The sequence below is a fragment of the Nonomuraea fuscirosea genome (assembly GCF_003001935.1).
In the GTDB taxonomy this organism is placed as follows: domain Bacteria; phylum Actinomycetota; class Actinomycetes; order Streptosporangiales; family Streptosporangiaceae; genus Nonomuraea; species Nonomuraea fuscirosea.
Window position 1 is genome coordinate 194,164 of the sequence record NZ_PVNG01000022.1, and the last position, 22,288, is coordinate 216,451.

Sequence of the window (22,288 nt, forward strand, 5' to 3'; positions counted from 1 at the left end):
GCCCGCCGCCCCCACCCTGAGGGGGCGAGCCCTACCCGGGGTCATCTCCACGCAGGTCAGCGGCCCGCCTCAGGGCTTACTCCGACCAAGGTATTAAGGGATCCTTCAGGGCCGGACCGGGCCGATCTCCGATGTTCGCAAAAGCCGCGTTCCGCGAGCGTAAAACGTATGAAGGCTTTGCTCGTCACGGGATTCACCGCCATCGGCGCGGGAAGCGGCGCCATGCTCACCTTGCACGCGGCATCGAACCTCGACCCGCTGCACAGCGTGATCAGCGAGTACGTCTGGCAGTCGGCCGGCTGGCTGCTGCCCGCCTCGCTCACCCTGTTCGCCGTGGGCTCCGCGCTGATCGCCGAGGCGCTGCGCCGGTCCGGGGCGAGCGGCTGGATCGTGGCCCTGCTGCTGCTCTGGGGGGTGAGCATGTTCCTGGTCGGGGCCTTCCCCACCGACAGGCCCGGCGTGCCGCTGTCGATGTCGGGCGGCATCCACCGCTACGCCGCCTTCGCCGCCTTCATGATGATGCCCGCCGCGGGGATGCTGCTGGCCAGGGCGAGGAGCCCGTACGCGAAGGCGATGCGGATCCTCAGCGCGCTGGCCCTGGGCGCCCTGCTGCTGGTCGTGGTCCCGTACGTGGTGCGCATGTTCGGCATCCCGCTGAGCAACGACGACATCCCCGCCGGGCTCACCCAGCGGGTCGTGGTCGTCACCGAGCTCGGCGTGCTGGCGCTGGCCGGGCTGTCGCTGCTCAGGCCGTCGGCCCGGCGCGAGGTCGCGCCCGCCCTGGCCTGACGATCATTGAGGCGTGAAAGCCGCCGTCCTGGATAGAGGTCAGGTCCGAACCTCTTGTGGAGTGGCTGAAAATGACGATTCTGATCGCGTACGACGGTTCCGACGACGCCAAGGCCGCCATCGCCTTCGCCGGGCGGCAGTTCCCCGGGCAGCAGGCGGTCGTGCTGACGGTGTGGGAGCGCCTGGCGATGACCACGGCCCGCGCCTCGGCCGGGCTCATGATGACGTTCGACCAGACGGGCGTGGAGGACGAGGCGGTGGCCGAGGCGATGACCGCCCTGGCCCGGCAGGGGGCGGAGCTGGCCCGGCAGGCGGGGCTGGAGGCGACGCCCCGGTGCGAGCCGGACTCCGTGGCCGTCTGGTCGACGATCGTGGACGTGGCCGACGAACTGGACGCCGACCTCATCGTGACCGGGACCAGAGGGCTGGGCGGGGTGCGTTCGCTGCTGCTGGGCAGCACCTCGGACCGGGTGCTGCACCACGCGCGGCGGCCGGTGCTGGTGGTGCCGGGCACGGAAAAGGACGACTGAGCGGGACGTCCGGCCGGTGATCCCGACCGGCCTCGGGACCGCGTCCGGTCGGGACCAGGACCGGAGCAGGACGTCCGGTGGGGAGCGGGACGTTCATCCTGGACCGGGATCGGCGCGGGACGTTCACCCGGCGTTGGTGGGGATCTGTCGGTGGGATAGGGCAGAGTGGGTTCCTCCTGGCGGGCAGGGGAGGCGAGGACGATGCCGGAGGAGCTGGCGCGCCGGCTCGGCACCACCGACGCGGTGGTCGTGGGGCTGAGCGCGATGATCGGCGCGGGCGTGTTCGCCGCCTTCGCCCCCGCCGCCGCGGCCGCCGGCGAATGGCTGCTGGTCTCGCTCGCGCTGGCCGCCGTCGTGGCCTACTGCAACGCCACCTCCTCGGCCCGCCTGGCCGCCCTCTACCCCGAGTCGGGCGGCACCTACGTCTACGGCAGGCGCCGCCTCGGGCCGCTGTGGGGTTACCTGGCCGGCTGGGGCTTCACGGTCGGCAAGACCGCCTCGTGCGCGGCGATGGCGCTCACGTTCGGCGCGTACGTGCTGCCGGGGCGCGAACGGCCGGCGGCCGTCGCGGCGGTGGCCGTGCTGACGGCGCTCAACCTCTTCGGGGTGCGCCGCTCGGCCGGCGCGGCGCGGGTGATCGTGGTCTTCGTGCTGGCCGTGCTCGCCGGGGTCGTCGTGGCCGGGCTGGTGGGTGACGACGTGGTGCGGTGGTTCTCGTACACGCCGGACCCGGCGCTGATCAGCACTCACCCCTGGGGCGTGCTGCAGGCGGCCGGGCTGCTGTTCTTCGCCTTCGCCGGATACGCCAGGATCGCCACCCTCGGCGAGGAGGTGCGCGACCCGGCCCGCACCATCCCCCGGGCCGTCGGCATCGCGCTGGCCGTCACGCTCGTCGTCTACCTGCTGGTCGCCCTGGCCGCGCTGCGTACGCTGAAGCCGGAGCTGCTGGCCAGATCCACCGCGCCGCTCACCGACCTGGTCAGGGAGGCCGGGTTCGGCTGGATGGCGCCCGTCGTGACGGTCGGGGCCGCGGTGGCGGCGCTCGGCGCGCTGCTGGCGCTGCTGCTCGGCGTCTCCCGCACGGTGCTGGCCATGGCGCGCGAGCGCGACCTGCCGGGGGCGCTGGCCGCCGTGGACCCGGTGCGGCAGGTGCCGAGGCGGGCCGAGCTGGCCGTGGGCGCGGCGGTGATCGTGCTGCTGCTGGTGGCCGACCTGCGCGGGGCGATCGGCTTCTCCTCGTTCGGCGTGCTGGTCTACTACGCCGTCGCCAACGCCTGCGCGCTCACGCTCGGCCGCGAGGAGGGGGCGCCGCCGCGCGTCGTCCCCGTGCTGGGGCTGGTGCTCTGCCTGGTGCTGGCGGCGACGTTGCCCCTGGCGTCGGTGCTGGCCGGGGTCGCGGTGTTCGCCGTCGGCTGGGTGATCTACGCGGTGCGTCGAGGGCGTACGATGTCCTCATGACGACTCGCGCGGTGATGATGACCCCCTAGGGGGTCCACCGCCACGTTCACGTTGAGGCCCTGCTAGCCGGGGCCTCTCGTCGTGTCCGGGGCCCCACGGGAGGCATCCGATGTACATCACGACGACCATCCCCTACGTCAACGCCCGGCCCCACCTCGGCCACGCCCTGGAACTCGTCCAGGCCGACGTGCTGGCCAGGCACCACCGGCGGCGGGGCGAGCCCGTACGGTTCCAGACCGGCACCGACGACAACTCGCTGAAGAACGTGCTGGCCGCGGAGGCGGCGGGCGTGCCGGTGCGCGAGCTGGTCGACCGGAACGCCGCCGCGTTCGAGGGCCTGCGCGGGCCGCTCGCCCTGTCGTTCGACTCCTTCATCAGGACCAGCACCCACCCCGCGCACCGTGAGGGCGTCGAGCGCATCTGGCGGGAGACCGGGCACGACCTCTACCAGCGCCACTACGAGGGGCTCTACTGCGTTGGCTGCGAGCAGTTCTACCCCGAAGGGCCCTGCCCCGACGGGCACGAGGCGCCGCTGCAGCGCGTCTCCGAGCAGAACTGGTTCTTCCGCCTCTCCCGCTACCAGGACGACCTGTACGCCCTGATCAGCAGCGGCCGACTACGGATCGAGCCCGCCGCGCGCCGCAACGAGGTGCTGGCCTTCGTCGCGGCCGGACTCGACGACATCAGCGTCTCCCGCTCCGCCGCCCGGGCCAGAGGGTGGGGGATCCCGGTGCCCGGCGATCCCGCCCAGGTGGTGTACGTGTGGTGGGACGCGCTGGCCAACTACATCACCGCGCTGAATGACGGTGGCGGTGGCGATTACGAGCGGTGGTGGGTGCGTGAGCCGAGCAAGGTCCATCTCGTGGGCAAGGGGGTGATCCGCTTCCACGCGGTGTACTGGCCGGCCATGCTGCTGTCCGCCGGGCGTCCGCTGCCCACGGCGATCTTCGTGCACGACTACCTCACGGCCGACGGGCGCAAGATCAGCAAGTCGTCGGGGAACGCCGCCGATCCGGCGGCGCTCGTGCGGGCGTACGGGACGGACGCGGTGCGGTGGTGGCTGCTGCGCGAGGTGCCGCGCGTGGGCGACGCCGACTTCACCGAGGCGCGGCTGGTCGCCAGGGCCGACGAGGATCTGGCCAACGGCCTGGGGAACCTGGTCAGCCGGGTCGCCACGATGGTCGTCCGCTTCCTGGACGGCCACGTACCCGAGGAGGGGGAGCCGCTCGCGGAGGTGGACGGCGTGGTGGACGCGGCGCTGGCGGAGTTCGACTTCCGGCGGGCGGCGCTGGCGGTGTGGACGCTCGTCGAGGAGGCCAACCGGTACGTCGAGCTCGCCCGGCCCTGGCAGCAGTCGCCGCGCGAGCGGGAGGCGTCGCTGGGCACGCTGGTGCGGACCTGCCGGGAGCTGGCCGTGCAGCTGGAGCCGTTCCTGCCGGGCGCGGCGGCACGTGTGTCGGCGGCGGTCGGCGCCGGCCGCCTGACCCGGCCCGAGCCGCTCTTCCCCCGCCACGCGCGCCCGGCGGCACGCGGCACGGCCTGACCGCGCCGCCGCGCGGCAGGTCCGACGGCGGCTCACTGAACGATGGCGGGGTCGTGCGGCGTGGCTGTTGACGGCGGGTCGGCAGGAGCTTAGTTTGGCGCACACCGACCAGCCGGTATGGAGGCGCGCATGCCCACAGTCGAGACCCTTCGCGGCCCCGTCGACGTCGGCGAGCTCGGGCAGACGCTGATGCACGAGCACGTCTTCGTGGTCGCCACCGAGCACCTGGAGAACTACGGCAGGGGCGCCTGGTGGGACGAGGAGGAACGGATCGCCGACGCCGTCACCAAGCTGCGCGCGGTGGCCGCCAAGGGCGTGCGCACGATCGTCGACCCGACGGTGTGGGGCCTCGGCCGGCACATTCCGCGCATCCTTCGCGTCTCCGAGCAGGTGCCCGGCCTCAACATCATCGTGGCCACCGGCATCTACGTCTTCGAGGAGCTGCCCCACACCTACACCTTCCGCGGCCCCGGCCTGATCATCGACCGCCCCGACCCGATGATCGACGACTTCGTCCGCGACCTGACCGAGGGCATCGCCGGCACCGGCGTCAAGGCGGCCTTCCTCAAGTGCGCCGTGGACGCGAAGGGCCTGACGCCCGGCGTCGAGCGCATCTGCCGGTCCGTCGCGCAGGCCCACCTGCGGACGGGCGCGCCCATCACCGTGCACACGAACTCCGCCGAGCGCAGCGGTCTCCTCGCGCTCGACCTGTTCGCCAAGGAGGGCGTCGACCTGTGCAAAGTGGTCGTCGGGCACGCCGGCGACAGCAACGACCTCGACTACCTCATGCGCCTGGCCGACACCGGCGCGACCCTCGGGATGGACCGGTTCGGCCTGGACGTCTACAACCCGACGGCGCAGCGCGTGGCCACGATCGCGGCGCTGTGCGAGCGCGGATACGCCGACCGCATGGTCCTCAGCCACGACACGGCCTGCTTCATGGACTACTTCGGCGGCGACTGGGAGGAGACCCGCAGCACGCTCGCGCCGAACTGGCGCTACGATCACATTCACGACGACGTTTTGGCCGCACTGCTGGGCTTGGGTGTGACCGATGACCAGATTGAGCAGATGCTGGTGTTCAACCCGAAGCGCTACTTCTCGTAAAGTGGTCGGATCGGGAAAGCAACGCGGGTAGGTGGAGCTGGGTGACTTCGGAGCAGGCCTTGTCGATAAGCCTCGGACTCCAGGGACCTTGCGTCATCGCGCGGCTGACGGGGGATTTCGATTTCGGGTCGGCGGCCGAGGTTCGCGATCGCGTCACCAAGGCGCTCGATCTCACCCAGCCCCCGATGCTCGTCATCGACATGCAGGCGGTGGCCGTCTGCGACTCCTCGGGTCTTTCCGTCCTGGTCTATCTGCACAAGGCCGTCACCGCCTCGGGCGGCAGGCTGCTGCTGTCGGGGCTCAACGGCAGGTGCAAGCACCTGTTCGCGATCACCGCGCTGGACAAGTTCTTCGACATCCGCTCCACGGCCGAGCTGGCCATCGCGGAACTCAACGAAGAGGGGAATCCGCCGCCGTTTACCGGGTAGTGCCCGGGCATGTCGGCCGACGAGCCCGATCTGCTCGGCACGTACCTGGAGCAGATCGGAAAAATCCCCTTGCTCTCCGCCGCGGACGAAGTGGACCTCGCCCGGCGGATCGAGGCAGGCCTGTACGCGGGCCATCTGATCGAGCGTGGTGAGGGCACGCCAGAACTCCACCGCGTCGCACGTGACGGGCGGCGCGCCAAGGACCTGCTGATCAGGTCCAACCTCCGGCTGGTCGTGGCCGCAGCCAGGCGTTACTCCTACCGGGGGCTGCCGATGCTGGACGTCATCCAGGAGGGGAACCTCGGGCTCATCAGAGCCGTGGAGAAGTTCGACTACACGCGCGGCTACAAGTTCTCCACGTACGGGATGTGGTGGATCCGCCAGGCGATCGAGCGCGGCATCCACGACAAGAGCCGTACCGTGCGGCTGCCCATCCACGTGGCGGAGGAGCTGTCGCGGCTGATCAGGGTCGAGCGCCGGCTGGCCGCCGAGCTGGGCCGCGAGCCGACCGAGGCGGAGCTGGGCGAGGTGGCCGAGCGGTCGCCGGCCCAGGTGGCGGCGTTGCGCCGGCTCGGCCAGGAGATGGTCAGCCTGGACCTGCCGGTGGGGGAGCACGGCGAGAGCCGGATCGGCGACATGATCGCCGACGAGGAGGGCCCGCAGGTGCAGGAGTTCACCGAGCGCCGCGCGCTCGGCGCGGAGCTGCGCGCGGTGGTCACGACGCTGCCGCCGCGCGAGGCCTTCGTGATCAGGCGCCGGTACGGTCTGGCCGGGCAGGAGGCCCAGAGCTACACCGAGATCGCCGAGCAGCTCGGCCTGACCAGGGAGCGCATCCGCCAGCTGGAGAAACAGGCGTTGCGGCGGCTCAGGGAGGGCGGGCCGCTGCTGGCGTGGGCCTCCTGAGACGGGCCACGACTTGGGCGGATAAAGCCGATATAAGCGGATAACCGTTCTATATCGAATCTTGCACGTCGTGCATGATTTTGTCCTGGTGCCTGATAGTAGTCGAAGAGACACGGGTCGCGGCCAGAGGGGGACGCGACCGTTTCGATTCTGGGGGCAGAATGTACAAGCGCCTCGCCGGCGCGGCCTTAGTGGCCGCTGCCGCGACTTCGCTCATGGCCACGCCCGCCGGCGCGTCCACATCCGCGCGGACCTCGTTCGCGGCGGAGACCGCCACGACGACGGCCGCTCGTCAGCTGATCCGCACCAAGGTCTCCTGGGGCCGGTGCAAGGACACCTGCCGGATCAACGTCCGGATCACGAACATCTCCCGCAAGTACCTCTACCGCGTCAAGCTGAACGCGCGGCTGAGCGTCAACGGCAGGTCGGTCGGCAGCTGCTACGACTACGTCGGCACCATCAAGCCGCGCAAGGTCCGCTACGCCGCCTGCACCGTACGCACGCGGGCGCTGTCGCAGAGGTGGAACAACTTCCTGGACGGCTGGGCCTACTTCAACCGCCACGCCAAGACCAGCGTGGCCTACCGCTACTACCGCTGAGCGAGTGAGGGGGCCGGCCGGCAGCGGCCCGGCCCCCCAGGGCTCACGCGGTGACGAGGAGCGCTACCCCGATCAGCACCACGACCGGGACGACCCACATCACGGCCTCGACAGCGAACTCCTTGTACATCGCGGAAGTCTCCTTCAAGGGCGAGGGCGGCAAACGTCATTGCGCAGCATAGCCGCCCTCACCCCGTGTTCGGTCCGCGACCTCAGGCCGTGACGGCGCCGTCGGAGGCGGAGGCGACGGTGGCCACGTACTTGGTCAGCACGCCGCGCTCGACGGGCCGGTCGGGACGCTGCCAGGCGGCCCGGCGTGCGGCCAGTTCCTCCTCGGGGACGAGCAGGTCCAGGGTGCCGGCCGCGCTGTCGATCACGATGGCGTCGCCGTCACGGACCAGGGCGATCGGGCCGCCGTGGTACGCCTCGGGCGCCACGTGCCCGATGACCAGCCCGTGCGAGACCCCGCTGAAGCGGCCGTCGGTGACCAGGGCGACCGAACTGCCGAGACCCCGTCCCACGAGCGGGCCGGTGATCGAAAGCATCTCGCGCATGCCGGGCCCGCCCGCCGGGCCCTCGTAGCGGACCACGATGACGTCGCCGGCCACGATCTGTCCCTGCTGGATCGCGGTGTAGCAGTCGGCCTCGGAGTCGAACACGCGGGCCGGGCCCTCGTGGCGGAAGTCGTCCTTGCCGCCGAGCTTGAGCACGCAGCCGCCCGGGGCGAGCGAGCCGCGCAGGATGGCCAGCGCGCCGCGCGGCTTGAACGGCCGGTCGGCACCGGCCACCACGGTCTGGCCGGGGGTCTCCCGGGCGTCGGCGGCGACGTCGGCCAGGCTGCGGCCGTCGACGAGGGTGACGTTCTCGCGCAGCAGCCCGGCCTCCAGCAGGCGGCGGACCACCAGGGCGGTGCCGCCGGCCCGCCACAGGTCCAGGGCGGTGCCGTCGCCGCCGCTGGGCTTGAGCCCGGTGATGATCGGGACCTGGCGGCAGATCTCGCCGATCCGGTCGATCTCCAGCGGCAGCCCGGCCTCGCGGGCGATGGCCAGCAGGTGCAGCACGGCGTTCGTGGAGCCGCCCATGGCGGCCACCGACACGATCGCATTGTGCAGCGCGTCGGCGGTCAGCACCTTGGAGGGGCGGGCGTCGGCGGCCAGCGCGCGCATGGCGATCTCGCCCACGCGGCGGGCGGCGGCCTCCTTGTCGGGGACGGTGGCCGGGATGTCGCCGACGCCGAACGGGGCCAGGCCGAGGAAGTCGGCGACGGTGCCCATGGTGTTGGCGGTGTACTGGGCGGCGCAGGTGCCCGCCCCCGGGCAGGCGTGCTTGGCCAGGTCGTCGAGGTCGGCCTGGTCCATCCGGCCGACCTCGCGCTCGCCGAGCGCCTCCCACATGTCCTGGATGGTCACGTCCTTTCCGCGCCAGCGGCCCGGCAGCATGCTGCCGCTGTAGAGGACGACCGAGGGCACGTCCAGCCTGGCCAGCGCCATGATCGCGGCCGGTACGGTCTTGTCGCAGCCGACGATGGCCACCAGCGCGTCGAAGCCGTGCGCGCGGCCCATCAGCTCGATGGAGTCGGCGATGACCTCGCGGCTGATCAGCGAGGTGCGCATGCCGGGGGTGTGCATGGTGAGGTTGTCGGAGACGGCGATCGTGTTGAACTCCATGGGCAGCCCGCCCGCCGCGCGCACGCCCTCGGCCACCTGGGCGGCCAGGTCGCGGTGGTTGAGGTTGCACGGCATCGTGCCGGTCCAGGTGGAGGCGATGCCGACCACGGGCCGGCGCATCTCCTCCTCCGACAGGCCCATGGCGTACAGGTGGGATCGGGCCGGTGCGCGGTCGGGATCGTCGGCGATGCTCAAGGGAAAACCTCCGATGTTCGGTTCGCTGCCTCCCCATGATGCTGCGCCCGCCGTCGCCGGTGGACCCCGGCCCCCCTCACTGCTCGCGCAGACCCCACGGTGAGCCGTACTCGACCAGCAGATCGAGGAACGGCCGCGGCTCGAAAGCCTCGGGACCCAGCACGCCCGCGCCCTTCCAGACGCCCGTCGCCATCAGCTCCAGCGCGATCACCGGGTTGACCGCGGTCTGCCAGACCACCGCCTGGGAGCCGTACTCGCGCATCGACCACTCGTTGTCGACCACGTGATAGAGGTACACCTCACGCGCCCGCCCGTCCTTGACGCCCTTCACCCAGGTGCCGGCGCAGGTCTTGCCGTGCATGCGGTCGCCGAGCGCGGCCGGGTCGGGCAGCACGGCGGCGACCACGTCACGCGGTGACACCCTGGCCTCGCCGCGGTCGGTCATGACGGCGACCGGCTCGGTGCGGTCCACGCCGAGCGCGTGCAGGGTCTTGAGCGTGCCGATGAAGTCCTCGCCGAGGCCGTACTTGAACGTCACCCGCTGCGCCGGGATCCATCGCGGCACCAGCACGACCTCCTCGTGCTCGACGTTCACGCACTCCACCGGGCCGATCCCGTCGGGGAAGTCGAAGATCTCGGGCTCGCTGAACGGCTCCGTGGTGTACCAGCCGCGCTCCTTCTCGTAGACGAGCGGTGGGTTGAGGCACTCCTCGATCGTGGTCCAGATGGAGAAGGAGGGGGCGAAGTCGTAGCCGTCGACGGTGAGGTTGCCGCCGTCCCTGATGCCGATCTCCTCGATCTCGTCGAACAGCTCGTCGGCGGCGTAGCGGGCGAAGACGTCGGCCAGGCCGGGCTCCACGCCCATGCCGACCAGCGCCAGCCTGCCCCGCTCGGCCCACTCGCCCGCGCGGGCGAACTGCTCGTCGCCGAGCTTGACACCCACCTCCTCGTACGGCCGGTCGGGGTGCGGCCTGGACATCGACATGGCCATGTCGAGGTAGTCGGCCCCGGCGGCCAGCGCCGCCTCGAACAGCGGCAGCACGAAACGCGGGTCGGTGGCGTTGAGCAGCACGTCGCAGCGGTGCTCGGCCAGCAGCGCGGTGACGGCCCGCGCGTCGGCGGCGTCGACCCTGGCCGGGGTGAACCTGGCGGCCCGGTCGCCGAGCGCGGCGACGGCGGCCTTGGCGCGGGGCAGGTCGTAGTCGGCGACCACCATGTGGTCGAAGAACGGGCGGCGGGCGGCGATCCGGGTGATGGCGGTTCCCACGCCGCCGGCTCCCACGATAAGGATACGCATGACGATAAATCCCCTTTTGGCTGATTTGGGGGTGTGTTGACCATCCAACGTCCGTAGGCTGGTCAACGTCAATGGTGTTGGCATAAGGAGGAGCGCGTGGCCAAGCGAGTGGTGCCGGAGTCGGCGCGCCGGCGGCGGCGTCCCACCAAGCGAGGACAGGTGCTGACGCACGCGCTGATCGTGGAGACCGCGCTGCGGATGTTGCGCGAGCACGGCGCCGACGGGCTGAGTGCCCGCAGGCTCGGCCTCGCGCTCGGCGCTGACGCCAGCACCGTCTACCGCTACTTCCGCGGCATGGACGATCTGATCCTGGCCATCGCGGACGAGCTGTTCCGCCACGCCATGGAGGACTGGCGGGCCACCGGTGACTGGCGGGCCGACCTGCGCGACCTCGGCCTGCGCATCCACCACGCCTACCTGGCCCATCCGCAGGCCGCCGTGCTGACCGCCAGCCGGGTCACCGGCCGGCCGAACGAGGTTGCCGGCGACGAGACGATCCTCGGCATCGTGCGCGGGGCCGGCTTCGCCGACGCGGACGCGGTCCGGATTTATCACGCTTTCATCGACCAGAGCCTGGCCTTCGCCATCCTCGATGCCGCCACACTGGCCCTGCCGAAGGCGGCGCGGGAGGCCGACGAGGAGGTGTGGCGCGACACGTACGCGCGGCTGCCCGCCAGCACCCACCCGAACATCGCGGCCACCGCGCCGCTGCTGGTCGCGCGGATGAACGACAGCGCGTACCCGACGGCGCTCGACATGCTGCTGTCCAGCGCGTCCGCCCAGCTCACGGGGTAGGTCCCGGGTATGCCCGAAGGACACCTGATCCACCGCCACGCCGACGCCCAGCACAGCGACCTCGCCGGGCGCGTCGTGCGCGCGTCAGGTCCCCAGGGCCGCTTCGACGCGCGGCCCTACGACGGGCGCACGGTGACGGAGGTGGAGGCCGTGGGCAAACACCTCCTCTACCACTTCGGCGACGAGGCGATCCACGTCCACCTGGGGATGCGCGGCATCTTCCTCCGGTACGACGACCCGGCCGCAGAACCCCGGGCCGGCACCCGGCTGCGGTTGGCCACGGACGAGGTGGCGTACGACCTCATCGCGCCCTCCCGCTGCGAACCCCTCGACGCGGACGCCGTGACGGCACTGCGGACCTCGCTCGGCCCCGACCCGCTGCGCGCGGACGCCTCCTCGCGCGAGGCGGTGCGGCGGCTGACCGCGTTCAAGGGGCCGGTCGGGGCGGCCGTGCTCGACCAGGGCGTGTGGGCGGGCATCGGCAACGCCTGGCGGGCCGAACTGCTCTACCTGACCGGCCTGCATCCGAGCCGGCGCGACGTGGACGAGCCGGCGGCCCTGCGGCTGTGGGAGACGGCGGTGACGCACCTCGCCATGGGACGCGACGCCGGCCAGGTGATCAGCGACCCGGACGCGCCCGACGAGCGCTGGGTCTACAAGCGCGAACACTGCCGCCGCTGCGGCGCCCCCGTCGAGATCTGGCCGCTGGCCTCCAGGACCGCCTATGCGTGCCCGGTCGAACAGGGCGGGTAGCCTGGAACGAGGAGTAACATGAATCTCACTTCTCGTAACAACCTGCTGGACATCCGCCGCATCTACGTCGAGCCCGCCGCCGCCGAGCTGCCGCGCGGGCAGGAGATCCTGGCCCGGTTTCCCGACGCCGAACGGGTGGAGGTCGAGAGCCACCACCGCATCCCCGAGCTGTACGGCGACGAGACCAACGTGGCCCGCTGGGTGCGGATCAAGACCGAGGCGCTCGTGCTCGGGGTCAAGAAGTCGCTGACCGCCCGGCCCAACGGCCGCTCGGCCGACTTCATCGCCCCCTCGACGGCCAACGGCTGCGCCATGGCCTGCGCCTACTGCTACGTGCCCCGGCGCAAGGGCTACAGCAACCCGATCACGGTGTTCGCCAACATCGACCAGATCCTCGGCTACCTGCGCCGCCACGCCGGCCGCCAGGGGTCCAAGACCGAGCCCAACCAGGTCGACCCGCACGCCTGGGTCTACGACATCGGCGAGAACTCCGACTGCTCCCTCGACGCCACCGTCTCACGGAACGTCCGCGACCTCGTCGAACTCTTCCGCGACCTGCCCGAGGCCAAGGCCAGCTTCGCCACCAAATACGTCAACCCGGAACTCCTGGACTGGGACCCGCGCGGCCGCACCCGGATCCGGTTCAGCCTCATGCCCGCCGCCGACGCCAAACTGCTCGACATCCGCACCTCCCCGATCGCCGACCGGATCGCCGCCATCTCCGACTTCGTCGCCGCCGGCTACGAGGTGCACGTCAACTTCAGCCCGGTGGTGGTGAGAGACGGCTGGCTGGAGTCGTGGGCCGAACTGTTCACCCAACTGGACGACGCGCTGAGCCCGCAGGCCCGGCAGCAGCTGGCCGCCGAGATCATCTTCCTGACCCACAACGACCGGCTGCACGAGGTCAACCTGGGCTGGCATCCGAAGGCGGAGGAGGTGCTGTGGCGGCCGGAGCTGCAGCAGGCCAAGCGGTCCCAGACGGGCGGCTGGAACGTCCGCTACCGCACCGGCCACAAGGGCCGCTACGTCAATGCCCTCACCGACCTCCTGACAGCTCGCCTCCCTTACTGCCGCATCCGGTACGCCTTCTGACGACGGCGATGACGTCGCGCTATGGCGTCGCACGGCCGAGACTGCGCTGTCGGGGTTGGGCTGTCGGGTTGGGCTGCTCAGGTTGCGCCGCTCAGGTTGCCCCGGCCGACCCCCCGCTGCCGACATCCGTCCGCCAACACCGCAACCCGACACCAACGTCCGTCCGCCGCCGGTAGGCCATCACGTTCACCGCGTCCGGAAACCAGGTCCGGCCGTCGAGGGCGCGACGCCGACGCTGGGGACGCCGACGTTTGGGACATCGCGCCCGCCACCGATGTGACCGGACAGCGGGTTCGACGCCGAGGGCGCGACGCCGAGATCGCAACGCCGACATTGCACCCCTGACGCTCCCATTCTGACCGACATTGCCCAGCCGGCGACGTCGCGTCGGTGACGTTCACCTGTCGCCAACGACGTTGCGATGGGCTGGGGTGGGTGCCACGCCGACATCCTGACCTGGCGTTCTGATGCCGGAAAGCCTGCCTACCCGCGCAATCGGCTCGATCGGCTCAATCGGGGAGATTCTGCTGGGCGAGGCGTTTGCCGAGGCCGGCCAAGGAGTCGTCGGCCATGAGGGCGGGCAGGCGGGGTGCGTCCTCGTCGATCTGGCGCAGCACGGCCGGCTGGTCGCCGCAGTGCCGGGTCCATGCCCGGACGACCTCCGGCATGGCCTCGATCGCCTCCTGCGACAGGATCGCCTCCCTGGGCAGCCACGACGTCAGGAACTGTCGCACCCTTCCCGGGCTCCACCAGAGCGGCCGATCCCCGACGAACTCGGTCAGCTTCCCGAACGCCTCCTCCGCCCCCGGCAGGTCCGGCAGATCCTGGAACGCGGCCATGGCACCGTCGGGAGCACCGCCACGTACAAGGCCGGGCACGGACCGGGCGCGGGACACCGCCAGCGGCCGGATCGCCGGCAACGTCTCCGCCACTTCCGCGCCCATGAGCCGATCACCCAGCTCGAACGCGTCCAGGGTCCGCCCCGCCACCACTCCCGGCTCAGCTTCCCGCAGCCCCAGATCGTCGAGAAACTTCAACTCCTCCACCAGAGCGTCCACGGCCAGTCCACCGTGTGGCTGGTCGATCCCGGTGACCACGATGTGCGGCTCCTTGCCGTTCTCGTACCGGAAGGCCAGGACCGCCAGAACCTGCTCACCGTATGGATCGGCCTTGCCGTACCAGGCGCCGTCGCACGTCACGCGCCCCATCCGCCGTACCCACCCGGGCAACTCACCCTTGCCCTCGACGGGATCCTCGGCCGGACGATCAAGCGCCGCCATGGCCGCGACCGCAAGGCGCGCCTCCAGCCGACCGTCCTCCGCCGCTCTCCGCGAGAACTCCTCCGCCTCCCCGGCCTCCTCCAGCTCGGCCGCGAGCCGGGCCGCCCACAACTCGGTCCGCAGGGGAGAACGCCACCTGAGCAGGTCGCGTGCCTGAGTGATCGCCGTGTCGAACGCAGTCATGCTCACCCTTGCACCGTACCGCCCACCCCCACCGTCCCAGCGGACCCACAGCCCCTCACCCGGCGGGGGTCGGGTCGCGGTCGATCACGGTTCTCCATCGACCTTCCACACCTCCGGAGAAGGGCCGGGTTTCTGGGCGGTTCGTGGCCGTGTGCGCTTATCCGGCTCAAGGTGCCGGTCATTCGCCGAACCAGGGCGGTAGGAGGGGGGCTGGTCGGTGCGGCGGCCGTGCGGGGTGAACGGGTGGCGCATGCCGCTCCTCCGCCGGGGCCAAGGCGGGATCGGTCGGTGCGTGGCTGGCCGGCGGGCGGGTGGGTGACGCCTGCCACTACTCCGCCGGGCAGGACGGTGGGGTGGTGGCTGATCGGGTGTATGTCGTTCATCTGGGGTGGAGGCTGTACCGCTCCTTCGCCCGGCCAGGGTGGTGAGGCTGGGTCGGTTGGTGCGCTGGCTGGCCCGCCGATGGGTGGACGCGTGCCGTTACCCCGACGAGCCAGGATGACTGGTCGGTGCGCTGGCTGGCTGGGGAGGCTGGAGGGAGCGTGCCGTTCCTTCACCGGGCCAGGGCGGTGCGGTGGTGGCTGGTCGTGCGCTGGGTGGTGGCGCTTGCTGCGTCGTTGTCTCGGCTGGCAGGGGTGGGTGGCGCGTGCCCGGCGGCTCAGCTTGGTCGTCGGGCACGCGCGTGCCGCGTTGTTCTGTGGCCCTAGCGGTTGTCGCCGCCCAGGCCGGCCTTTCTCAGGGCTTCGGCCATGGCGCCGGTCGGGGCTGGGCGGCGGGGGCCGTCGCCGCGGCCGCGTCCGCTGTCGCCGCGGTTGCGGCCGGCGCCGTCGCCTCGCTGGTCGCCACGGCCGCGTCCGCCGTCACGGCTGCCGTCGCCTCGGCCGCCGTCGCGGGCACCGTTGTCACCTCGGCTGCCGTCGCCGCGGGCGCCGTCGCGGCCGCGGTTGCCCTGGCCGCGGCCCCCGTCGGCGCGGCCCTGAGGGGCGTCGCCAGGCCGGCCGTCTCGGCGGCCTCCCGCGTTCTTGCGGGGGCCGTCGCCGGTCTGGGCGGTGGTCTCGTCTTCGAGGCGGAGGGTCAGGGAGATGCGCTTGCGGGGGATGTCCACGTCGAGGACCTTGACGCGGACGATGTCGCCGGGCTTGACCACGTCGCGCGGGTCCTTGACGTAGGTGCGCGACATGGCCGACACGTGGACGAGGCCGTCCTGGTGCACGCCGATGTCGACGAAGGCGCCGAAGGCGGCGACGTTGGTGACGACGCCCTCCAGGATCATGCCGGAGGTCAGGTCGGAGAGCTTCTCGACGCCCTCCTTGAAGGTGGCCGTCTTGAAGGCGGGACGCGGGTCGCGGCCGGGCTTCTCCAGCTCGCGCAGGATGTCGGTGACCGTCGGCAGGCCGAACTTGTCGTCGGTGAACTCCTCCGGCCTGAGCGAGCGCAGCGCCGCCGTGTTGCCGATCAGTGACTTGAGGTCGGCCTTGGCCGAGGTCAGGATGCGCCGCACCACCGGGTAGGACTCGGGGTGCACGCTGGAGACGTCGAGCGGGTCGTCGCCGCCGGGGATGCGCAGGAAGCCCGCGCACTGCTCGAACGCCTTGGGGCCCAGCCGGGGCACGTTCTTCAGCGCCGAACGGGTGCGGAAGGGGCCGTTGGAGTCGCGGTGGCGCACGATGCTCTCGGCGAGCGTGGCGCCGATGCCCGACACGCGGGTGAGCAGCGGCGGCGAGGCCGTGTTGACGTCGACGCCCACCGCGTTGACGCAGTCTTCCACGACCGCGTCGAGCGAGCGGGAGAGCTTGGACTCGGCCAGGTCGTGCTGGTATTGGCCGACGCCGATCGACTTGGGGTCGATCTTGACCAGCTCGGCCAGCGGGTCCTGGAGCCGGCGGGCGATGGAGACCGCGCCGCGCAGCGACACGTCCAGCTCGGGCAGCTCCTGCGAGGCGTACGGCGAGGCGGAGTAGACCGAGGCGCCCGCCTCGGAGACCACGATCTTGGTGAGCCCCGGCATGTGCTTGACCAGCTCGCCGGCCAGCTTGTCGGTCTCGCGAGAGGCGGTGCCGTTGCCGATGGCGATCAACTCGACGCCATGGCGCTGCGCGAGCGCGCCCAGCACCGCCAGCGACTGGTCCCACTGCCGCTTGGGCTCGTGCGGGTAGATGGTCGCGGTCTCCACGACCTTGCCGGTGGCGTCGACGACGGCGACCTTCACGCCTGTGCGCAGGCCGGGGTCGAGCCCCATCGTGGGCCGGGTGCCGGCCGGCGCGGCGAGCAGCAGGTCGCGCAGGTTGGCCGCGAACACCCGCACCGCCTCGTCCTCGGCCGCCTGCCACAGCCGCATCCGCAGGTCGATGCCGAGGTGCACGAGGATGCGGGTGCGCCAGGCCCAGCGCACGGTCTCGTTGAGCCACTTGTCGGCGGGCCGGCCCTGGTCGGAGACGCCGAACCGGGAGGCGATGCGCAGCTCGTAGTCGGGGCTGTCGTCGGGCTCCAGGGTGACGGAGAGGATCTCCTCCTTCTCCCCCCTGAACATGGCCAGGATCCGGTGCGAGGGCAGCTTCGTGAACGGCTCGCCGAACTCGAAGTAGTCGGAGAACTTGGCCCCCGCCTCCTCCTTGCCCTCGCGCACCTTCGACACCAGCCGGCCCCGGGTCCACAGCTGCTCGCGCAGGCCGCCGATGAGGTCGGCGTCCTCGGCGAAGCGCTCGATCAGGATCGCCCTCGCCCCTTCGAGCGCCGCGCTCTCGTCGGCGACGCCTTCGGCGAGGAAGCCCTTGGCGGTCGTCACCGGGTCGAGCGTGGGATCGGCGAGGAGCTGGTCGGCCAGCGGTTCGAGGCCGAGCTCGCGGGCGATCTGCGCCTTGGTGCGGCGCTTGGGCTTGTAGGGCAGGTAGATGTCCTCAAGCCTGGCCTTGGTCTCGGCCGCCATGATCTGCTCGCGCAGCTCGTCGTCGAGCTTGCCCTGGGACTCGATGGACTCCAGGATCGCCGTCCTGCGCTCCTCCAGCTCGCGCAGGTAGCGCAGCCGCTCTTCCAGCGTGCGCAGCTGCGCGTCGTCGAGGGCGCCGGTGGCCTCTTTGCGGTATCGCGCGATGAAGGGCACGGTCGCGCCGCCGTCGAGCAGGTCGACCGTGGCCTGAACCTGCCCGTCGCGTACGCCGAGCTCGGCCGCGATCCGCTGGGAAATAGAGAGCACTTGCCTGCCTTTCGATGGTCCCGCCGGTCAATTGTGCAGGACAACGCCATCCTTCATGACCAGAGTGCGCGCAGGGTGAACGACCACCGCCTCCGCCGGGCCCCCGCAGGGAACCACGACCAGGTCGGCCCGGTCGCCCGGGGACAGGCCGTAGCCCTCCAGCCCGAGCGCCCGCGCCCCGCCGTGGGTGGCCGCCTCCAGCGCCAGCTCGATGTCCTCATCCGCCCGGAACGTGCTGCGGTAGGCGACGTGCATCGCCCGTTCGAGCATGTCGCCGCTGCCGTACGGCCCCCACAGGTCGCGGATGCCGTCGTGACCGCAGGCCACGGTGACCCCGGCGGCCCGCAGCCTCTTCACCGGGGGCACGGGGAAGCTGTAGACGGCGGCGGTCACGATCGCCACCCCCGCTCCCGCCAGCCCCTCGGCCAGGCGACCTTGGTGGGCCTCGTCGAGCTGGCCCAGCGCGTAGGCGTGGCTGACCGCCACCCGGCCGCCCAGCCCGAGCGCCCTGGTGCGTTCGATGATCAGCTCCAGCTCCCACGCGCCGAGCGTGCCGCCGTCGTGCAGGTGGAGGTCGAGGTGGGTGCCGTAGCGCCCGGCCAGGCCGAAGATCAGGTCGAGGTGACGGACCGGGTCGCGGTCGATGCCCGCCGGGTCGAGCCCGCCCACCGCCTCCACCCCGCTCTTCAGCGCCTCTTCGAGCAGCTCGGCGGTGCCCGGGTTGATGAGCACGCCGTGCTGGGGGAAGGCCACCTGGCGCACGTCCACGGGGGAGCCCGCCGCGGCCTCGCGCACGGCCTCCACGCCGCGTAAGCCAACCTCGGGGTCGATGTCGGTGTGGGTGCGGACGTGGGTGGTGCCCGCCGCGCTCATGGCGGCCAGCAGCGCGGCGATCCTGGCCACGCTGGGCACGCCCAGCCCGGCGCGGCGGCGCAGGTCGTTGCCGATGCGGCCGGCGAGTGTGTCGTCGGCGGAGTGGGGCACCCACGGGCCGCCGTAGAGGGTCTTGTCGAGGTGGCAGTGCGCCTCGACCAGGCCGGGCAGGACGAGCTGCCCGGTGACCTCGACGACGGTGGCCCCGGGCGCGTCGATCGCGGGCGCGACCCGGTCGATCCGCCCGTCGCGCACCAGGACGTCGACCGGCGCGCGAACGCCGGGCCCGGAGGCTGCGGGCTCCCACGGGAGCCCGCCACGGAGCAGCACGTCGGTCATGCCCAGCACCCTAAACGGCGGGACCGACGATTTCGCCGGCTCAGCTGTGACGGTCTTGCACACCTTTCCGCCCTCTGAGGCTCCCCATGGGGTACGGCGGGTCGCCGCGCCCGATCAGATGCCGTCGAGGTGGGAGACGTTGGCCACGTCGGCGGGGTCGGCGCTCGGCCGGCCCGCGAACCAGGCGTCCAGGATCTCCTTCAGCACCACCTCGGAGGTGAGCCGCAGGCTGAGCGCCAGCACGTTGGCGTCGTTCCACTTGCGGGCGCCGTCGGCGGTGTAGGCGTCGACGCACAGCGCCGCGCGCACCCCGCGCACCTTGTTGGCCGCGATCGACGCGCCGGTGCCGGTCCAGCAGCAGACGACCGCCTGCTCGGCCCGCCCCTCGCTCACGTCTCGCGCGGCCAGCTCGCAGGCCCACGCCCAGTCGTCGCGCTCGCCGTCGCTGAGCGCGCCGTGGGTGACGACCTCGTGCCCGCGCCCGCGCAGCTCCGCCACGACCCGCTCGGCCACGCCGTCCTTGCTGTCGGCGGCCACCGATATCCGCATCCGCCCATACTCGCACGTACGCGGACTGGCGCGCCGGGGGCGGTATGTGCTTGGTTGTGGCGTCATATGAGTCTTACGAGTATTGACGCGAATGACATCGCGGCGCTCGCCCGGGGATGTGCCGTCCTGGGCACGGGCGGCGGGGGAGACGTGCGTACGGGTTCGCTGGCGGCGGTGCGGGCCATCCGGGAGCACGGTCCTGTGCCGCTGACCCGGCTGGCCGACCTGCCGGAGGACGCCCTGGTCGTGCCGCTGTCCGGCATCGGGGCCCCGACCGTCAGCCACGAGATGATCCACGGCGAGGACGAGCCCAGGCGCATCGTCGAGGAGATCGAGCGGATCTTCGGCCGCCCGCCGAGCGCGATCATGTCCTCCGAGATCGGCGGCGCCAACGGGGTCGCGCCCGTGGCCTGGGCCGCCCAGCTCGGGGTGCCGCTGCTCGACGCCGACGGCATGGGACGGGCGTTCCCCGAGGTCCAGATGGTCTCGATGTACGTGGCGGGGCTGCCCGCCGACCTCGTGGTCATGTCGGACGTCGCGGGCAACGTGGTGACGATCCGCCCGGTGGACGGGCTCTGGTCGGAGCGCCTGGCCCGCGCCGTCTGCGTGGCCGCCGGGTCGCACGCGTTGATGGCCGACTACGTGCTCACGGCCGGCCGGGCCAGGGGCGCGGTCATCGAGGGCACGGTCACCCGCGCGCTGGAGATCGGCCGGGCCACGCAGGGCGCGGCGGACCCGCTGGGCGCGCTCCAGGACCGCCTGGGCGCCGCCCGGCTGATCACCGGCAAGCTGACCGACGTGGAACGCCGCACCACGGGCGGGTTCGTCAGGGGCACGGCCACGATCGAGGGCACCGGCGACGACCGGGGCCGCCGGCTCGCGCTGGAACTGCAGAACGAGAACCTGGTCGCCACAGAGGAGGGCCGGACGCTGGCCATGGTCCCCGACCTGATCACGGTGGTGGACACCGAGACGGCCGCCGCCGTCCAGACGGAGGGCCTGCGCTACGGCCAGCGCGTCACGGTGCTCGCCTGGCCCTGTGACCCGCTCTGGCGCACGCCCAAGGGACTGGAGACGGCCGGGCCCGCGGCCTTCGGATACGACCTGGACTACGTACCCGTCGAGGAGCTGATGGCGCGTGCCTGACCTGCGGATCGGGATCGACGTCGGCGGGACCAACACCGACGCGGTGGTGCTCGGGGCGGACGGCCAGGTGCTCGCCAAGGCCAAGCGGCCCACCACGCCCGGGGTGACCGACGGCCTGCGCGCGGCCCTGGACGCCGTGCTGGACCAGGTCGAGGACCGGGCCGAGGTGACGCGCGTCATGCTGGGCACCACGCACGCCACGAACGCGATCCTGGAGCGGCGCGGCCTGGGCCGGGTCGCGGTGCTGCGGCTCGGCGCGCCCGCCACCACCTCCGTGCCCCCGCTCTCCGACTGGCCCGCCGACCTGCGCGAAGTGGTTTCGGCCGGGGAGGCGATCGTGCCCGGCGGCCACTACGTGGACGGCAGGGAGATCAGCCCGCTGGACCTGGACGCCGTACGCCGCTTCATGGACGGCGTGCGGGCCGACGCGGTGGCGGTCACCAGCGTGTTCAGCCCGGCCGACGACGGGCACGAGCGGGCCGTCGAGGCGCTGGTCCGCGCCGAGTACGGCCTGCCGGTCTCGGTGAGCCACGAGATCGGCTCACTCGGCCTGCTCGAACGCGAGAACGCGACCGTGCTGAACGCCGCCCTGTACGGCGTCGCCGCCCACGTCACCGACGCCCTGGTCACGGCACTGGCCGAGCGCGGCCTCGGCGCGCGGCCGTACCTGGCGCAGAACGACGGCACGCTCATGACGCTGGAGCACGCCGCCCGCCTGCCGGTCTCCACGATCGGCTCCGGCCCGGCGAACTCGCTGCGCGGCGCCGCCTACCTGTCGGGCGTGTCGGACGCGATCGTGGTGGACGTGGGCGGCACCAGCACCGACCTCGGGGTGCTGGCCGGCGGCTTCCCGAGGGAGTCGGCGGCGGCGGTGGAGATCGGCGGGGTGCTGACCAACTTCCGCATGCCGGACATCCTGGCCATCGCCCTGGGCGGCGGCACCGTGGCGCGGAGCGGGGGCGTCGGGCCGGACTCCGTCGGCTACCGGATCGCGCGGGAAGCGCTGGTCTTCGGCGGGACGACGGCGACGATGACGGACGCGGCGGTGGCGGCGGGCCGGATCCCGGCCGGGGCCGAAGAGTGGCGCGAGCGGCTGAAAGCCGCCCTGAAGGCCACCGGGACGGGTGACATGTCGGAAGGAATCGCCGACATCCTGCAAAGGGCGCTGGCCGTCGCCGACGGGATGGTGGCCGACGCCGTGGACCGCATGTCGCTCGGCCGGAGCGACCGTCCGCTGGTGGCGGTGGGGGGCGGGGCGTTCCTGCTGCCCGATCACATCGCCGGGGCGAGCACGGTGATCCGCCCCGAGCACGCGGAGGTGGCCAACGCCGTGGGGGCCGCCATCGCGCTCGCGAGCGGCAGAGTGGATACGATCTTGCCTGCGGGAGATAGCAGGACAGAAGCGATCGAAAGCGTCAAGAAGGAGGCGCGGGCGCGAGCCGTGGCGGCCGGGGCCGACCCCTCCGGAGTCGAGATCGTGGACCTTCTCGAGGTGCCGCTGAGCTACCTCTCCGAACCCGCCGTGCGGGTACACGTGAAAGCAGCCGGACCCCTCGCCCGGTGACCCAC

19 protein-coding genes are annotated in these 22,288 nt (G+C 72.0%); 13 read left to right on the plus strand and 6 right to left on the minus strand.

All coding sequences use genetic code 11. The features are described from left to right. Window positions 1–168: 168 nt before the first annotated feature. From B0I32_RS41705 to B0I32_RS41740, 8 genes are all read left to right on the plus strand, one after another. The gene (locus B0I32_RS41705) at window positions 169–789 is read left to right on the plus strand and encodes a DUF998 domain-containing protein (RefSeq protein WP_106249122.1); all 621 of its coding nucleotides are present in this window, start codon (window positions 169–171) and stop codon (window positions 787–789) included. A gap of 71 nt (window positions 790–860) precedes the next feature. Next, window positions 861–1,319, plus strand: coding sequence for a universal stress protein (locus tag B0I32_RS41710; protein ID WP_106249123.1), 459 nt, complete (start codon window positions 861–863; stop codon window positions 1,317–1,319). A 201-nt stretch (window positions 1,320–1,520) separates the two neighbouring features. Beyond that, window positions 1,521–2,777, plus strand: coding sequence for an APC family permease (locus B0I32_RS41715; protein WP_106249125.1), 1,257 nt, complete (start codon window positions 1,521–1,523; stop codon window positions 2,775–2,777). Between the two features lie 109 nt (window positions 2,778–2,886). Beyond that, entirely contained in the window at window positions 2,887–4,320 is a 1,434-nt protein-coding gene (locus tag B0I32_RS41720; protein WP_106249127.1) for a methionine--tRNA ligase, read from the plus strand. Window positions 4,321–4,449: 129 nt separating this feature from the next. Continuing rightward, complete coding sequence (locus tag B0I32_RS41725) at window positions 4,450–5,427, plus strand: phosphotriesterase family protein (protein ID WP_106249204.1); 978 nt, start codon at window positions 4,450–4,452, stop codon at window positions 5,425–5,427. 41 nt (window positions 5,428–5,468) lie between these two features. Further along, window positions 5,469–5,855, plus strand: a complete 387-nt coding sequence (locus B0I32_RS41730) for an STAS domain-containing protein (protein WP_106249128.1) — start codon at window positions 5,469–5,471, stop codon at window positions 5,853–5,855. A gap of 9 nt (window positions 5,856–5,864) precedes the next feature. Then, complete coding sequence (locus B0I32_RS41735; RefSeq protein ID WP_106249130.1) at window positions 5,865–6,758, plus strand: sigma-70 family RNA polymerase sigma factor; 894 nt, start codon at window positions 5,865–5,867, stop codon at window positions 6,756–6,758. A gap of 161 nt (window positions 6,759–6,919) precedes the next feature. After that, window positions 6,920–7,357: a hypothetical protein gene (locus B0I32_RS41740; RefSeq protein ID WP_146178507.1), complete on the plus strand. Its 438-nt coding sequence runs from the start codon at window positions 6,920–6,922 to the stop codon at window positions 7,355–7,357. Between the two features lie 212 nt (window positions 7,358–7,569). Here B0I32_RS41740 and ilvD read toward each other — a convergent pair whose 3' ends face one another. Beyond that, complete coding sequence (gene ilvD, locus B0I32_RS41745; RefSeq protein WP_106249133.1) at window positions 7,570–9,219, minus strand: dihydroxy-acid dehydratase; 1,650 nt, start codon at window positions 9,217–9,219, stop codon at window positions 7,570–7,572. Window positions 9,220–9,295: 76 nt separating this feature from the next. Continuing rightward, entirely contained in the window at window positions 9,296–10,516 is a 1,221-nt protein-coding gene (locus B0I32_RS41750) for a saccharopine dehydrogenase family protein (RefSeq protein ID WP_106249135.1), read from the minus strand. 96 nt (window positions 10,517–10,612) lie between these two features. On the opposite strand from B0I32_RS41750, the gene B0I32_RS41755 reads away from it, so the two are divergent. Genes B0I32_RS41755 through B0I32_RS41765 form a run of 3 tightly spaced genes read left to right on the plus strand, consistent with a single transcriptional unit; the run spans window position 10,613 to window position 13,156 of the window. After that, the gene (locus tag B0I32_RS41755) at window positions 10,613–11,311 is read left to right on the plus strand and encodes a TetR/AcrR family transcriptional regulator (RefSeq protein WP_106249136.1); all 699 of its coding nucleotides are present in this window, start codon (window positions 10,613–10,615) and stop codon (window positions 11,309–11,311) included. A gap of 9 nt (window positions 11,312–11,320) precedes the next feature. Then, window positions 11,321–12,064: a DNA-formamidopyrimidine glycosylase family protein gene (locus B0I32_RS41760; protein WP_106249138.1), complete on the plus strand. Its 744-nt coding sequence runs from the start codon at window positions 11,321–11,323 to the stop codon at window positions 12,062–12,064. Between the two features lie 18 nt (window positions 12,065–12,082). Continuing rightward, window positions 12,083–13,156 carry a spore photoproduct lyase family protein gene (locus tag B0I32_RS41765; protein ID WP_106249139.1) on the plus strand — a complete coding sequence of 358 codons (1,074 nt, stop codon included), beginning with the start codon at window positions 12,083–12,085 and terminating at the stop codon, window positions 13,154–13,156. Between the two features lie 509 nt (window positions 13,157–13,665). Here the strand turns inward: B0I32_RS41765 and B0I32_RS41770 are convergent. The 4 genes from B0I32_RS41770 to B0I32_RS41785 form a co-directional block, all read right to left on the minus strand. Next, window positions 13,666–14,625, minus strand: coding sequence for a hypothetical protein (locus B0I32_RS41770; protein WP_146178508.1), 960 nt, complete (start codon window positions 14,623–14,625; stop codon window positions 13,666–13,668). 697 nt (window positions 14,626–15,322) lie between these two features. Then, the gene (locus tag B0I32_RS41775; RefSeq protein WP_106249142.1) at window positions 15,323–17,812 is read right to left on the minus strand and encodes a Tex family protein; all 2,490 of its coding nucleotides are present in this window, start codon (window positions 17,810–17,812) and stop codon (window positions 15,323–15,325) included. 27 nt (window positions 17,813–17,839) lie between these two features. After that, entirely contained in the window at window positions 17,840–19,024 is a 1,185-nt protein-coding gene (locus tag B0I32_RS41780; protein ID WP_106249205.1) for an amidohydrolase, read from the minus strand. 114 nt (window positions 19,025–19,138) lie between these two features. Further along, entirely contained in the window at window positions 19,139–19,573 is a 435-nt protein-coding gene (locus B0I32_RS41785) for an RpiB/LacA/LacB family sugar-phosphate isomerase (RefSeq protein ID WP_106249144.1), read from the minus strand. Between the two features lie 66 nt (window positions 19,574–19,639). Between B0I32_RS41785 and B0I32_RS41790 the strand changes: the two genes are divergently transcribed. Together B0I32_RS41790 and B0I32_RS41795 are read left to right on the plus strand one after the other, a co-directional pair. Continuing rightward, the gene (locus tag B0I32_RS41790) at window positions 19,640–20,719 is read left to right on the plus strand and encodes an S-methyl thiohydantoin desulfurase family protein (RefSeq protein WP_106249145.1); all 1,080 of its coding nucleotides are present in this window, start codon (window positions 19,640–19,642) and stop codon (window positions 20,717–20,719) included. Continuing rightward, complete coding sequence (locus B0I32_RS41795; RefSeq protein ID WP_106249147.1) at window positions 20,712–22,283, plus strand: hydantoinase/oxoprolinase N-terminal domain-containing protein; 1,572 nt, start codon at window positions 20,712–20,714, stop codon at window positions 22,281–22,283. Before B0I32_RS41790 ends, B0I32_RS41795 begins: the two co-directional genes overlap by 8 nt. The last annotated feature ends 5 nt before the right edge of the window (window positions 22,284–22,288 follow it).